This is a genomic window from Pikeienuella sp. (genome assembly GCF_046290545.1).
In the GTDB taxonomy this organism is placed as follows: Bacteria; Pseudomonadota; Alphaproteobacteria; order Rhodobacterales; family Rhodobacteraceae; genus Pikeienuella.
In genome coordinates, this window is sequence record NZ_JBKAGV010000015.1 from 305,618 (window position 1) to 319,433 (window position 13,816).

Sequence of the window (13,816 nt, forward strand, 5' to 3'; positions counted from 1 at the left end):
GGCGGCGATGGCCAGGCACCTCGCCGCAAATGCGCTGACGGTTCTGTTCGTCCTGTGCCTCGTGCTGGCGGGGCTGGCGATATGGTCCTTCCGCTCCTTCACGGCGCCCGGGCCGCTGACCGAGCCCCGCGAAGTCGCGCTGCCCCGCGGCGCTTCGCTGACCGCCGTTTCGGAGCGGCTGGAGGAGCAGGGCGTCATTGCGAGCGCGACGATCTTCCGCCTTGGCGCGCGCTATCGCGGAGAGGACCAGGCGCTGAAGTTCGGGGAATACGAGATCCCGGCTGCGGCCTCGATGGAGCAGGTTCTGGAGATCATCGTTTCGGGCCGCTCGATACAGCATCGGGTCACCGTTGCGGAGGGTCTGACCAGCTGGGAAGTCGTCGAGCTGTTGCGCGCGAACGATCTGCTGACCGGGGAGATCGAGGATACGCCGCCCGAAGGCAGCCTCGCGCCCGATACGTATTTCGTCTCCCGCGGGATGAGCCGGGCCGAGCTGATCGGGCGGATGCAGGCGGCGCAGGCCCGGATTCTCGAGGCGGCGTGGGAGATGCGCCAGCCGGACACGCCGCTCCGCACGCCTGAGGAGGCGCTGACCCTCGCCTCGATCATCGAGAAGGAGACCGGGGTCGCCGAAGAGCGGCCGCTTGTCGGCGGCGTCTTCGTGAACAGGCTCCGGCGCGGCATGCGGATTCAGTCCGACCCGACGATCATATACGGCCTCACGGAAGGGCAGGGCCCGCTCGACCGCTCGCTCACCCGCGCGGATATCGAGCGGCCGACTGCCTACAACACCTATGTGATCGACCGTCTTCCGCCCGGGCCGATCGCGAATCCCGGCCGCGACGCGATCCTCGCCGCGGTGCGGCCGGAAGAGACGGACGCGCTGTATTTCGTCGCCGACGGCACTGGCGGCCACGCTTTCGCGACGACGCTGCAGGAGCACAATCGCAATGTGGCGGCGTGGCGGCGCATCGAGCGCGAGAGACAAGGAAACTGAGCGCGCTCTGCAACCCTGAATTTAGCGCTTGACATTCCGCTCGCTCTGATTTAGTAATCAGGTACACTACGAAGAATCCGAAAAGCCGGCGGCACCCTGTGCGCCGGTTTTTCCTTTTCCGGAAAGATCGCCATGACAGGACCGTCCAGCGACGCCGAAGCGGCGGAGCGGCTGCTGGCGCATGCGCGTCAACTCTATCAGAATCTTGCAGGGGAGCTTTCCAAGGCGCTGCGAACCATTTCCTCGGATGAGGAAACCGAACGGACGAAGGGGCGGGCGGAGACGATCCGGTCGCACCGCAAGGCGCTCCAGACAGTCCTCGAGATCGAGCTTCAGTTTCTCAAGGACTCGCAGAAGGCGGAGACGAGCCATGTCATCGACCTCGAATCCGCCCGCGTTGAAGTCTATCGGCGCCTCGATCGCCTGGCGGCCTCGGGAGGAGATCGAGGCGCTGCTTGAGGGGCTTTCGGAGAACGCGCAGGCGGCGCTGCCTTATCTCTTCGATCTCTGGGGCATGCCGCGACACCAGTTGCCTCCCGAGGGGGCCTGGCACACCTGGCTCATCCTCGGCGGACGCGGCGCAGGGAAGACGCGCGCGGGTGCGGAGTGGATCCGCTCCCGCGTCGAGGGCGCGACGCCGGATGCGCCGGGGCTATGTTCCCGGATAGCGCTTGTCGGCGCGACGCTGGACGAGGCGCGGGACGTGATGGTTCACGGGGAGAGCGGGATCGTCGCCTGCTCCCCGCCCGACCGGCGCCCCGTCTGGCACGAGGGCAAGCGCACGCTGACATGGCGGAACGGCGCTCAGGCGACATGCTTTTCCGCGGCAAGCCCGGAGAAGCTGCGCGGCCCGCAATTCGACTGCGCCTGGGTCGACGAACTCGGGAAGTGGACGAACCCGGAGCGGGCCTGGGACATGCTCCAGTTCGCACTCCGGCTCGGCCAGAACCCGCAGCAGGTGGTGACGACGACGCCGCGCGCGAACCCGGTGCTCGAGCGGTTGCTGGAGGACGAGGGGACCGTCACCGTCTCGGCGCCGACCTGGGAGAACCGGGCCAACCTCGCGGAAGGGTTCATCGACAAGGTGGTGAAGCGCTACGGCGGCACCTCGCAGGGGCGGGAGGAACTGGACGGCGAGATGGTTCTCGACCGCCCAGGCGCGCTCTGGTCGAGGGGTTTGATCGAGGCCAATCGGGTGCATGCCGCGCCGGAGCTCGAACGAATCGTCGTCGCCGTCGACCCGCCCGTGAGCGTGGGAGAGAACGCGGACGAATGCGGAATCATCGTCGCCGGCAAGGCGCGCGGCGAGGACGTCGCCTACATCCTCACCGACCGGTCGAGCCAAGGCGAGACGCCGCAGCAATGGGCGGCACGGGCGATCGCGGCCTTCGAGGAGTTCTCGGCCGACCGCATGGTCTTCGAGATCAATCAGGGCGGAGCCATGGTCGAGGGCATCGTCCGCACCCAGTCGCCTCATGTTTCGTTCCAGGCGGTTCATGCGCGACGCGGCAAGGCGCTGCGGGCCGAGCCCGTCTCCGCGCTTTATGAGCAGGGGCGCGTCCGCCATGTCGGCCTCATGCGCGCCCTCGAGGATCAGATGCGGGCCTTCGGCGCGACGCCAAAGAGCCCCGACCGGGTGGATGCGCTCGTCTGGGCGGTCTGGAGCCTGCTGATCGAGGAGCGCGGCGAGCCGCGCGCCCGACGACTCTGAACGACGCTGACCGGAGAGAGCCATGATTTTCAGACGTTTGCGATCCGGCGCGGCTGCGCCGGACGAGAAAAAGGCGTCGGCCGTCGGCGGCATGATCGCCCTTCATGGCGGCGCCCGCGCGGCATGGGGCCCACGCGACGCCGTTTCGCTCACCAAGGCGGGATACCAGCAGAACGCGGTCGCGTTTCGCGCCGTCCGGATGGTCGCGGAAGCGGCTGCGGCTGTTCCGCTGCGGCTCACCGCCTTCGGTTCGGCGATGAGCGACCACCCGCTGATCGCGCTCCTGCGCTCCCCCAATGCGGGGCAGGACGGGGCCGGCCTGCTGGAGGCGCTCTATGGCCATCTGATGCTGAACGGGGACGCCTATCTCGAAGCCTCCGCGCTCGACGACCGCAACGCGCCGGGAGAACTCCACTCGCTTCGGCCGGACCGGATGCGGATCGTGCCGGGCCCGGACGGCTGGCCGGAGGCCTACGAGTATCGGGTCGGCGGGCGGGCGCACCGGTTCGACATGACGACGGAAGCGCAACCCATCCTTCACCTCCGCGGCTTTCATCCCCTCGACGATCACCACGGGATGGCTCCGCTCGAAGCGGCGGCCGCGGCGATCGACATCCACAACTCGGCCGGCAAATGGTCCAAGGGCCTGCTCGACAACGCCGCGCGGCCCTCCGGGGCTCTCGTCTACAAGGGCGCGGACGGCTCCACGCTCTCGGACGATCAGTTCCGCCGGATCACGGAGGAGCTCGAAAGCGGGCACCAGGGGGCCGGAAATGCTGGGCGGCCCATGTTGCTCGAAGGCGGGCTCGACTGGAAGCCGATGGGTTTCTCGCCGTCCGATATGGAGTTCCTCAAGACGAAGGAGGCCGCGGCGCGGGAGATCGCGCTCGCATTCGGCGTTCCGCCGCAACTGGTCGGCCTGCCCGGCGACAACGCCTATTCGAACTTCCAGGAGGCGAACCGGGCCTTCTATCGCCAGACGATCCTGCCGCTCGTCAGGCGCGTTTCCGCGGCTCTCTCCGGCTGGCTTGGCTGGCGGTGGGGCGCGGGGCTCCTGCTTGCCCCCGATCTGGAGGCGATCCCGGCGCTTCAGGCGGAGCGCGAGGCGCTCTGGCGGCGTGTTTCTGCGGCGGACTTTCTCGACGATGACGAGAAGCGGGAGATGCTGGGACTGCCCCGGCGCGAAACGGGCCGGACATGAGCGCGCCGCCGCGCCGGCGCACGCTCGGATCGCGCTATCTCTACGAGCCCTTCGACAGCGCCCATGCGAGAATCGAGACGCATGAGCGCGTGTTCGAGGAGCGATGGCTCGCCCTCAACCGGATCCTCGAGCAGATCGAGAGCGGGCTGGATCGCCTGGAGCGGCGGCTCTGGCTCGCGGTCTACGGCGTCGCGATCGCGCTCGCCGGGCAGATCCTCGCCTTCCTGCTCAACGCGCAGATGGCGCACTAGGAGACCGACCCGATGACGATACAGACCGCGCTTGGTCTCGAGACCAAGTTCATCGCGCTTGACCGGAAGACGGCAACCGGCGCGCAGATCGCCGGCTACGCCTCGCTATTCGGCGTCGCGGACCAGAACGGCGACGTGGTGGCGCCGGGAGCCTTCGCCACTTCGTTGCAGCGGCTCGCGGCCGAGGGGCGTAGCGTCAAGCTGCTCTGGCAGCACGACCCGGCGCAGCCGATCGGCGTGTGGGACCGCGTGGTGGAGGACAGGCTCGGCCTCGCCGTCGAGGGGCGGCTGCTGACAGAGACGACGCGCGGCGGCGACGCGGCGGTGCTTCTGGCCGCCGGCGCGGTGGACGGCCTCTCCATCGGATACCGGACGATCCGGGCCGAGAAGGCCGGCTCCGGACGCCGGCTCATCGAAATCGACCTTTGGGAAGTCTCTCTCGTCACGTTTCCGATGCTTCCCTCAGCGCGCGCCTCGGCGAAGGCGCCTGATCCGGAGACGGAACTGGCCCGCGTACTCTCCGACGCCCTCAGGGGCGCCCGTGAGGCGCTGGCCTGAACCGCCGCCACTTTCGACGTCAACCTCAAAGGACCATCCCATGACGCACGAAGCGCATGCCGGGCCGGACGCCAACGCGCTGACCGGTTTCCTGAACGAGTTCAAATCTTTCCAGATGGAGCTTAAGGCCCGCATGACCGAACAGGAAGAACGGGTGGCGGCGCTCGGCCGCAAGTCCGCCCATCGCCCGGCGCTGAGCGGCGCGGCGGAGGCGGTGGCCCCGCATCGCAAGGCGCTCGACGCCTATCTTCGCGCCGGGGATGACGGGGCGCTCCGCGCGTTGCCGCTGGAAGGCAAGGCGCTTTCCACGGGCATTCTCGCCGATGGCGGCTATCTGGTCGACCCGCAGACCTCCGACCGGATCCAGGGCGTGCTGCGCGCCGCCTCCTCGATCCGCTCGGTCGCGACGGTCGCCGAGGTCGACGCCGGCGTCTATGACGTGCTGGTCGATCACACCGACATCGGCGCGGGCTGGACCTCCGAGACCGGCTCCCTCGCCGAAACGGGCACGCCGCAGATCGACCGCATCTCGATCACGCTCCATGAACTTTCCGCCTCGCCGAAGGCGTCGCAGCGCCTGCTCGACGATTCCGCCTTCGACATCGAGAGCTGGCTGGCGGCGCGGATCGCCGACCGGTTCACCCGCGCGGAGAACGCCGCCTTCGTTTCCGGCAACGGCGTCGACAAGCCCACGGGCTTCCTCACCTACACCGCCGTTCCGAACGACGGCTGGGCCTGGGGCTCGCTCGGTTATGTGGCGACCGGGACGGCGGGAGATTTCTCGGCCTCCGATCCCTCCGACGCCATCGTCGACCTGATCTATGCGCTCGGCGCGGAATACCGCGTGAACGCGGTCTTCGTCATGAACTCCAAGACCGCGGGCGCCGTGCGCAAGATGAAGGACGCGGACGGTCGCTTCCTCTGGGCCGAGGGGCTCTCCTCAGCTCAACCGGCGCGGCTGATGGGCTATCCGGTCGTCATCTCCGAGGACATGCCGGACATCGCGCTCAACGCCATGGCGATCGCTTTCGGCGATTTCGGGGCCGGCTACACGATCGCGGAGCGGCCCGATCTCCGGATCATGCGCGACCCGTTCTCCGCCAAGCCGCACGTGCTCTTCTACGCCTCCAAGCGCGTCGGCGGGGACGTGACCGACTTCTCGGCGATCAAGCTGCTGAAGTTCGGAACGTCCTGATCTCCGACGCCTTGAAGCGGCGTCGCCGGGGCGGGCCCGGCGACGCCTTCCAGATTCGCGACCGCCTTCGGGAGTGACATCCATGCTCATCGAGACTTCGCCGCCAGCCGTCACTCCGGAAATGGACGCCGAAATCGCGGCCCATCTCCGGCTCTCGAGCGGTTTCGGGCTCGACCGGACGACGGAAGCGCGGGCCGCTTTCCGCGCCGCCATCGCCAATATCGAGGCGAGCATAGGCCTCTGCCTCGCGCCTCGCGGCTTCGTCTTTCGGCGCCGGCTTTCGGCTTCGACTGCATCCGTCGAGGCGCCGATATCGCCAGTCCGCTCACTGACCTCGGTCATGCGGATCCCGTCCGACGGCGGACCGGCCGCCGCGCTCGACCTGTCGCTCTTCACCCTCGAAGCGGGAGCGGGGCGGACGCGGATCCGTTCACGCATTCAATTCTTCGACATTCTCGAATTCACATTCGACGCCGGGTTCGGCCCCGAATGGGCCGACACGCCCGCCGATCTCCGCCGGGCCGCCCTGATGCTGACAGGGGACATGTTCGACGGCCGCCCCGACGATGAACCTGCGCGCGCACCCGCATCGATCGGCGCGCTCATCGCGCCGTGGCGGCCGCTTCGGCTTTCCGCCGGAGCCCGGTGATGGCCGCCCGTTTCTCCTCCCGCCTTGTGCTGGAGGAGCGGAGCCGGGAGCCCGACGGGGCTGGTGGAGCCCTTGAGACCTGGGTCGAGAAGGGCGCGCTCTGGGCCGAGCTGAAAGCCGGGTCGGGGCGTGAACGCGTTATCGGGATGAAGCCGACGTCGACCGTGACGCATCGCGCCCGCATCCGCTACGCCGCTCCGGGCGCGGCGGACCGCCCCCGCGCCGATCAGAGGCTGACGGACGGGGCCCGCGTTTTCGCAATCCTTGCGGTTGCGGAGGCTGACGATCGCCGTCGTGAACTTGCGCTCTGGCTCGAAGAGAGGGCGCTCTCATGACCATGGCTCTCTCCGCGCCGCTTCAGCGCGGGCTGTACGAACAGATCGCCGCTGCGCCGGAGCTGGCGCAGCTGGCCGGGCGTGTCTTCGACGATGCGCCGCATGCGGCTCAGGACGCGGGCGAGGGCGCCTATGTCACGCTCGGCGACGAGACGGTGACGCCATGGAACACCGCGACGGAGCGGGGCGCGGCGCATGTCGTGACGATCCGTGTCTATGCGCCTGTGCGCGGCTTTCTGACCGTCAAGGAGATCGCCGCCTCGCTCGTTGGCATCCTCGCCGATGCGCCGCCCGTTCTGAGCCGCGGCGCGGTCATCACCCATCAGTTCGTTCGCGCCGAGACAAGGCGGGAAGAGGGCGGCGCGCTCCGGCGGATCGACCTCGTCTTCCGCTTCGTCATCGAGGACGAGGCCTGACAACCGACTTCTTCAACCCGAGAGGACATGACATGGCCGCCCAGAAGGGAAAAGACCTTCTCATCAAGATCGACCCGTCAGGAAGCGGCGCCTATGAGACGGTGGCGGGGCTTCGTGCGACGCGGATTTCTTTCAATGCCGGAACGGTCGACTCCACGGCCGCTGACAGCCCGGGAGGCTGGAGAGAGCTGCTTTCCGGAGCCGGCGCCCGCTCGGCTTCGATCTCCGGCTCCGGCGTCTTCAAGGACGCCGTGTCTGACGCCGTCCTTCGCCAGGCCTTCTTCGACGCCTCAACGCTTCCGACCCAGTTCGTCGTGCCGGGCTTCGGGGTGATTGAAGGCGCGTTCCAGCTGACCGCGCTCGAATACTCGGGTGACCATGACGGCGAGGCGACATTCGAAGCGACGTTCGCCTCCGCCGGCGCGCTCAGCTTTACGGCGCTGTGATGCTGAACCCTCAACGCGGCGAGACGGGCGTGCTGATCGGCGGCGAGATGCGGCGCATGCGGCTTACGCTTGGCGCGCTGGCCGCGCTCGAGGCGCGGCTGGACGCGCAAGGGCTTGTGGCGCTGGCGGAGCGGTTCGAGACAGGCGGGTTCGGCGCCGCGGACCTCGTCGCCGTCATCACGGCCGGTCTCAACGGAGGCGGCTGGGCGGTAAGCGAAGCCGAAGTTGCGGAGATGGAGTTCGACGGCGGCGCGATAGAGGCCGCCGCCGCGGTGACGCGGCTTCTCGCGGCCAGCTTCAGGGGGATTGGATGACGAAAGACAGGCCGAAGATCGACTGGGACATGCTGATGCGCTTCGGGCTCGGCGCGCTCGGCCTCGCCCCGTCGGAATTCTGGAAGATGACCCCGCGCGAGTTCGACGCCGCGGTGAAGGGTAAGATGGGGGTGTTTGAAGATCGTGCGCCGTTGAGCCGCGACGCCTTCGCGGCGCTGAGCCGCGACTATCCTGACGGAGAGAAATCATGAGCAGCGATGCGGGCGCGCGCGGACAGATTTCGGAGCTCGGCGATCTGGAGCGCGCCTATCAGCGTTTGCGTGTCGCCGCCGACGGCGCGACCTCCGGTCTCGCCTTCGACCTTCGCGCTTCGACTGCGGAGATCCGCGCGATGGAGCGCGAGACGAACGGGCTGTCGCGTTCGTTCGGAACCGGTCTCCGCCGCGCATTCGACAGCGCGATTTTCAGCGGCGCGAAGCTGAGCGACGTCATGCGGGACCTCGCCCTGTCCTTTTCCAGGTCGGTGCTGAATTCCGCGCTGTCGCCGGTGCAGAATTCGATCGGTGGCGCGATCTCGGGCCTTTTCGCCGGCTTTGCGGACGGCGGGGCCTTCGCGAGCGGGCGCGTGCGCGCCTTCGCAAAGGGCGGGGTGGTGAGCGGGCCGACAACCTTTCCGATGCGTGGCGGCGTCGGCCTGATGGGCGAGGCCGGAGCCGAGGCGATCATGCCGCTCGGCCGCGGCGCCGACGGCAAGCTCGGGGTTCGGGCCGAAGGCGCCGGCGGCGCGCGGAGCGTCACGATCAACATCACGACGCAGGATGCAGAGAGCTTCCGACGCAGCCAGTCACAGATTTCCGCCAGCATCACGCGCGCGGTTCGCCGCGGCGAGAGAAACCTCTGAGGCCACGATGAGCTTTCATGACGTCGTATTCCCGGCCTCGATATCCCTTGGATCGAGCGGCGGACCCGAGCGCCGGACGGAGATCGTCACCCTGGCGAGCGGGTTTGAAGAGCGCAATTCGACCTGGGCTCACTCCCGGAGACGCTACGAGGCGGGGCTAGGAATGCGGCGCCTCGACGACGTTCATGAGGTCATCGCCTTCTTCGAAGCGAGGCGGGGAATGCTGCACGCCTTTCGCTGGAAGGATTGGTCGGACTACAAATCCTGTGCGCCCTCGCAGTCGCCTACGGCGTTCGACCAGCCGCTCGGTCTCGGCGACGGAGCGACGACCGTGTTTCAGCTTTCGCGGCGCTATGCGTCGGGGGACGACGAATATGTCCGGCCGATCTCGAAGCCCATGGCGGGAACAGTGCTGGTCGCGCTCGACGGCACGCCGTTGGCAGACGGAAGCGACTTCACCGTCGATGGGTCCACCGGGCAGATCACGCTTGCGGCCGCTCCGGCGGACGGCGCCGCGCTGACGGCGGGCTTTCTTTTCCATGTGCCCGCGCGCTTCGACACGGACAGGATCGAGGTGAACCTTTCCGCCTTCGAAGCGGGAGAGATTCCGTCCGTTCCCATCATCGAGGTGAGGGTCTGATGCGCTCCATCCCCCCATCAATGCAGGCTCAACTCGACGCCGGAGTCACGACATTCTGTCATTGCTGGCGGATCGATCCCCTTTTCGCCGCGTCGATCGGCTTCACCGATCACGACGAGGATATCGCTTTCGACGATGTGGTCTTCGAGGCTGCCTCGGCGTTTCAGGGCACGTCAATCGAGAGGTCGCTCGGCCTCGCCATCGACAACCTGACGGCCACGGGCGCCCTCCAGTCGGAGCGAATTCGCGAGGAGGACATAGACGGCGGCGTCTATGACGGCGCGGCGATCCGGCTCTGGCTTGTCGATTGGCGTGCGCCGGCTTCGCGTCTCCTGCTCTTCAAGGGCGAGATCGGAGAAATCACGCACGGATCGGCAGGTTTCGAGGTTGAGCTCAGGGGGCTCTCGGAGCCCTTGAACCGGCCGATCGGGCGACGGTTTCTGAAAGTCTGCGATGCAGAGGTCGGAGACGGCAGATGCGGCTTCGATACCCAGCTCCCGGGATTTCGCGGCGAAGGGACAATCGAGTCGATTTCGGACTCTCGAAACATCCGGGCGGCCGGCCTTTCCGAGTTTGAAGATCGTTGGTTCGATGATGGCGTCCTGACCTGGACGTCAGGCCGGAACGCGGGCCGGCGATCGCGCATTCGCTCGCATCTCGGAGGCGGCGACACGACCTGGCTCGAGTTTCTGGAGCCTCCGGTGCTTCAGCCCGAACAAGGCGACGCTTTCAGCATCGTCGCAGGTTGTGACAAACGCGCCGGGACATGTAGGTCAAAATTCATGAATTTCAGGAATTTCCGAGGTTTTCCCTATATTCCTGGGGATAGCTGGATCGCCGCTCACCCGGCGGAGGGCATGATTCACGATGGCGGTCGTCGTGGTTCCTGATCCTTGCGAGCGGCGGGCGCGCATTGTCGCGTCCGCCCGCGGATGGATCGGTACGCCGTATCGGCACCAGGCCAGCCTCCGGAGCGCCGGAGCCGACTGTCTTGGTCTCGTTCGCGGCGTGTGGCGCGAGATCGTCGGCCCAGAGCCGGTCACGCCGCCTCCATACACGCGCGCCTGGGACGAATGCGCTCGTGAGGAGACCCTTTGGAGAGCGCTGGACGAGCTGCTCGACCCGACGCCGGAGGCGCTGGAGGGAGATATCCTTCTCTTTCGAATGATGGATGGCGCACCCGCCAAGCACCTCGCAATCCGGGCCAGCGACCCGGGCGGAAGGCCAACAATCATTCACGCCTATTCGGGCCGTTCGGTGGTCGAGACTGCCCTCACCTTCGGGTGGCGCTCGCGAACCGTCGCGACGTTCGGATTTCCGGTGGAGAACTGACCATGGCGACCATGCTACTCTCGGCGGCCGGCTCCTCGATCGGTAGCGCGGCCGGAGGCTCCCTCCTTGGCCTCGGCGCAGCATCGCTAGGGCGCGCTGCGGGCGGGATCGCCGGATCGATCATTGATCAGCAGATCCTCGGCCGCGGTTCTGCGCCGGTGCCAACCGGACGGGTGGACCGCATTCGCGTACAGCGGGCGGGCGAGGGCGATCCGGTTCCGCGGGTGTTCGGACGCATTCGGGTGGCCGGGCAGATCATCTGGGCGAGCCGGTTCCGCGAGCGAATGACCGAGAGCGATGGGGGCGGCAAAGGCGGCGGCGCTCAGAGTGCGAGCTACAGCTACACCATTTCATTCGCGGTCGCCCTTTGCGAAGGACGCGTGAGCGGGATCGGGCGCCTCTGGGCGGACGCAAACGAGGTCTCGCCCAGCGACTTCGTTCACAGGCTGCATGACGGTTCCGAGATTCAGGATCCGGACCCGCTTATCGAGGCGATCGAAGGCGATGCGCCGGCGTTTCGCGGTCTTGCCTACATTGTCTTCGAGGATGTCGACCTCAAACCCTTTGGAAATCGGATTCCGCAGTTCAATGTCGAGGTCTGGCGCGAAGCCGAGGCTGCGGAAGGAGCCGCCGCGCCTCGTCTGTCCGAACTTATTCGAGCGGTTGCGCTTTCGCCCGGATCGGGCGAGTTCTCTCTTGATACGGACAAGGTGCGCCGGATCGTAGGCCCAGGTCGCACCGAGTTCGAAAACGTCAACACGCCTTCGGAGAGGCCAGATCTGCTCGTGTCCCTCGGCCAACTGGCCGCGGAGGCGCCGAAAGCCAAGGCCATATCATTGATCGTCTCGTGGTTCGGTGACGACCTGAGGTGCGGTCGTTGTGAAGTAAAGCCTTGCGTCGAGAGCCGAGACAAGCAGACCAGCCCGACAGAATGGCGCGCCGGCGGAGTCGGGCGTCAGGAGGCCGGGCTCGTTTCGAGCGACGCTGCCGGCCGGCCCGTCTTCGGCGGCACGCCTTCTGACGGCTCGGTGATCCGCGCAATCCGGGAGATCGCCCGCCGAGATGGGAGGGTGATGTTCTATCCCTTCGTCCTCATGGATGTGCCCGAGCAAAATGCGAAGACGAATCCGTGGACCGGGGTGGCGCCCCAGCCGGCGTTCCCATGGAGGGGCCGGATCACGCTCGACCGTGCGCCGGAAGTCGCCAACTCAACCGACAAGACAGCCGCCGCCGCGCAGGAAGTGAGAGCGTTCTTCGGCAACGCAATGCCGGCCGATTTCAACGTCGGCTCAGACCGTGTGGACTATGTCGGCCCGGCGGAGTGGGGCTTCCGACGGTTTATTCTTCATTACGCGCATCTTTGCGCGCTCGCCGGTGGCGTCGACAGCTTCTGCATCGGATCGGAGATGCGTGGACTGACGCATATCCGGAGCGGTCCGTCAGCATACCCCGCGGTGGCTGAGTTAAGGTCGCTGGCCGCCGACGTGCGCGAGATTCTCGGCCCAGATGTCAAGATTGGTTATGCCGCCGATTGGTCGGAATACTTCGGACATCAACCGAACGACGGTAGCGGAGATGTTCATTTTCATCTCGATCCGCTCTGGTCCGACGACTCCATCGATTTCGTTGGCATAGACAACTACATGCCCATTGCAGACTGGCGATACACTCGGGACCATCTCGACGAGGGGTTCGGTTCGCCATATTCGCTGCAGTATCTCAAGAACAACATCGAAGGCGGTGAAGGCTTCGACTGGTACTATGCGAGCGCCGCAGCGCGAGAAGCGCAGGATCGCTCGGACATCGTTGATGGCGCGCATGGCGAGGACTGGCTGTTTCGCCCGAAGGATATCCGCCAATGGTGGAGCAATGCGCATCACGACCGCCCCGGCGGCGTTCGCGCGCCACAGCCGACCGCCTGGACGCCAGGATCGAAGCCGATCTGGTTCACCGAACTGGGTTGCCCAGCCGTAGATCTGGGCGCGAACCAGCCAAATGTCTTCTTCGACCCCAAGTCATCCGAGTCCTTTCTGCCGTACTTTTCGAGGGGAGTTCGGGATGATTTCATGCAGAGGCGGTACCTACAGGCGACGCTCTCATACTGGGAGAATGACGCCAACAATCCTGTGGCCTCGCTTTACGCCGGACGGATGGTCGAAACCTCGCGCAGTTTTGTATGGACCTGGGATGCCCGTCCGTGGCCGGAGTTCCCGTCGCGGCTAGACGTCTGGTCGGATGGGCCAAATCATCGATCCGGCCACTGGATCACGGGCCGTCTCGGGGCGGCTCCGCTTGCCGACGTCGTGGCGGAAATCTGCCGCAGGGCCGGTGTGTCGAATGTCGATGTTTCCTCCCTCTACGGCGTCGTTCATGGATACATGCTCGAACAAGCCGGAAGCGCCCGTGCGGCGCTTCAGGACCTGATGTCCGCCTACAGCTTCGATGCGATCGAGAGCGGAGAGACCCTGCGCTTCAGGCATCGCGACAGACGAGCCGATATCGGAATAGAGGCGGGTGAAATCCACTTGTCCAGCCGCGGCCAGCGAGAGCGGCGCTTCGCTCGGACACCGGACGGGGAGCTCGCCTCGGCAATCACGCTCACTTACATCGACGATGAAAGCGGATATGAGAGCGGCTCAACCGAGGCGCGTCACGTCGGCTCGACCTCGACAAGAGTCGAGGCGCTCAACGCCCCCCTGGTTCTTGACGCCGCGGCAGCTCAAGAAACCGCCGAGCGGCATCTTGCCGAAAGCCGGGCCTCGCGTGAAGGGGTTCTAGTCCGGCTTGGCCGGAGGCATCTCGCTATCGGGGACCTGACCCTGTATCTGGTCCAGTCCTCATGCGACCTTCCGGGCTAGTTTCAGTTGGTCGGCGAACTCGGTCGGCGTCAAGCCGCCGAGCGCTGAGTG

At 66.6% G+C, this 13,816-nt stretch carries 18 protein-coding genes; all 18 read left to right on the plus strand.

What is annotated here, in order from left to right:
* The first annotated feature begins 7 nt into the window (after positions 1-7).
* The 18 genes from mltG to ACE37J_RS15215 all read left to right on the plus strand — a co-directional run bounded on the left by mltG (position 8) and on the right by ACE37J_RS15215 (position 13,765).
* On the plus strand, positions 8-997 hold the full coding sequence (mltG, locus tag ACE37J_RS15130; RefSeq protein WP_409712379.1) for an endolytic transglycosylase MltG: 990 nt from the start codon (positions 8-10) through the stop codon (positions 995-997).
* A 132-nt stretch (positions 998-1,129) separates the two neighbouring features.
* On the plus strand, positions 1,130-1,456 hold the full coding sequence (locus tag ACE37J_RS15135; RefSeq protein WP_409712381.1) for a hypothetical protein: 327 nt from the start codon (positions 1,130-1,132) through the stop codon (positions 1,454-1,456).
* Positions 1,395-2,708 carry a DNA-packaging protein gene (locus tag ACE37J_RS15140; protein WP_409712383.1) on the plus strand — a complete coding sequence of 438 codons (1,314 nt, stop codon included), beginning with the start codon at positions 1,395-1,397 and terminating at the stop codon, positions 2,706-2,708. The genes ACE37J_RS15135 and ACE37J_RS15140 overlap by 62 nt, the downstream gene beginning before the upstream one ends.
* Positions 2,709-2,730: 22 nt before the next feature.
* Positions 2,731-3,909 (plus strand): phage portal protein, encoded by a 1,179-nt coding sequence (locus ACE37J_RS15145; protein ID WP_409712385.1) that lies wholly within the window; start codon positions 2,731-2,733, stop codon positions 3,907-3,909.
* The gene (locus tag ACE37J_RS15150) at positions 3,906-4,160 is read left to right on the plus strand and encodes a hypothetical protein (RefSeq protein ID WP_409712387.1); all 255 of its coding nucleotides are present in this window, start codon (positions 3,906-3,908) and stop codon (positions 4,158-4,160) included. Before ACE37J_RS15145 ends, ACE37J_RS15150 begins: the two co-directional genes overlap by 4 nt.
* A 12-nt stretch (positions 4,161-4,172) precedes the next feature.
* Complete coding sequence (locus tag ACE37J_RS15155; protein ID WP_409712389.1) at positions 4,173-4,718, plus strand: HK97 family phage prohead protease; 546 nt, start codon at positions 4,173-4,175, stop codon at positions 4,716-4,718.
* Between the two features lie 40 nt (positions 4,719-4,758).
* Positions 4,759-5,913: a phage major capsid protein gene (locus ACE37J_RS15160; protein ID WP_409712391.1), complete on the plus strand. Its 1,155-nt coding sequence runs from the start codon at positions 4,759-4,761 to the stop codon at positions 5,911-5,913.
* An 82-nt stretch (positions 5,914-5,995) separates the two neighbouring features.
* A complete protein-coding gene (locus ACE37J_RS15165; RefSeq protein WP_409712393.1) occupies positions 5,996-6,562 on the plus strand; it encodes a hypothetical protein in 567 nt (188 codons plus the stop codon).
* Positions 6,562-6,897: a phage head closure protein gene (locus ACE37J_RS15170; RefSeq protein WP_409712395.1), complete on the plus strand. Its 336-nt coding sequence runs from the start codon at positions 6,562-6,564 to the stop codon at positions 6,895-6,897. Before ACE37J_RS15165 ends, ACE37J_RS15170 begins: the two co-directional genes overlap by 1 nt.
* On the plus strand, positions 6,894-7,313 hold the full coding sequence (locus tag ACE37J_RS15175; RefSeq protein ID WP_409712397.1) for a DUF3168 domain-containing protein: 420 nt from the start codon (positions 6,894-6,896) through the stop codon (positions 7,311-7,313). The genes ACE37J_RS15170 and ACE37J_RS15175 overlap by 4 nt, the downstream gene beginning before the upstream one ends.
* 32 nt (positions 7,314-7,345) lie before the next feature.
* Positions 7,346-7,759: a phage major tail protein, TP901-1 family gene (locus ACE37J_RS15180; protein WP_409712399.1), complete on the plus strand. Its 414-nt coding sequence runs from the start codon at positions 7,346-7,348 to the stop codon at positions 7,757-7,759.
* Positions 7,759-8,073 carry a gene transfer agent family protein gene (locus ACE37J_RS15185; protein WP_409712401.1) on the plus strand — a complete coding sequence of 105 codons (315 nt, stop codon included), beginning with the start codon at positions 7,759-7,761 and terminating at the stop codon, positions 8,071-8,073. The genes ACE37J_RS15180 and ACE37J_RS15185 overlap by 1 nt, the downstream gene beginning before the upstream one ends.
* Complete coding sequence (locus ACE37J_RS15190) at positions 8,070-8,285, plus strand: phage tail assembly chaperone (protein ID WP_409712403.1); 216 nt, start codon at positions 8,070-8,072, stop codon at positions 8,283-8,285. Before ACE37J_RS15185 ends, ACE37J_RS15190 begins: the two co-directional genes overlap by 4 nt.
* The gene (locus tag ACE37J_RS15195; RefSeq protein WP_409712405.1) at positions 8,282-8,935 is read left to right on the plus strand and encodes a phage tail tape measure protein; all 654 of its coding nucleotides are present in this window, start codon (positions 8,282-8,284) and stop codon (positions 8,933-8,935) included. Before ACE37J_RS15190 ends, ACE37J_RS15195 begins: the two co-directional genes overlap by 4 nt.
* 7 nt (positions 8,936-8,942) lie before the next feature.
* Positions 8,943-9,575 carry a TIGR02217 family protein gene (locus tag ACE37J_RS15200; RefSeq protein WP_409712425.1) on the plus strand — a complete coding sequence of 211 codons (633 nt, stop codon included), beginning with the start codon at positions 8,943-8,945 and terminating at the stop codon, positions 9,573-9,575.
* A complete protein-coding gene (locus tag ACE37J_RS15205; protein ID WP_409712407.1) occupies positions 9,575-10,465 on the plus strand; it encodes a DUF2163 domain-containing protein in 891 nt (296 codons plus the stop codon). The genes ACE37J_RS15200 and ACE37J_RS15205 overlap by 1 nt, the downstream gene beginning before the upstream one ends.
* Positions 10,443-10,907: a peptidase gene (locus ACE37J_RS15210; RefSeq protein WP_409712409.1), complete on the plus strand. Its 465-nt coding sequence runs from the start codon at positions 10,443-10,445 to the stop codon at positions 10,905-10,907. The genes ACE37J_RS15205 and ACE37J_RS15210 overlap by 23 nt, the downstream gene beginning before the upstream one ends.
* 2 nt (positions 10,908-10,909) lie before the next feature.
* Positions 10,910-13,765 carry a glycoside hydrolase TIM-barrel-like domain-containing protein gene (locus tag ACE37J_RS15215; RefSeq protein ID WP_409712411.1) on the plus strand — a complete coding sequence of 952 codons (2,856 nt, stop codon included), beginning with the start codon at positions 10,910-10,912 and terminating at the stop codon, positions 13,763-13,765.
* Positions 13,766-13,816 lie beyond the last annotated feature (51 nt).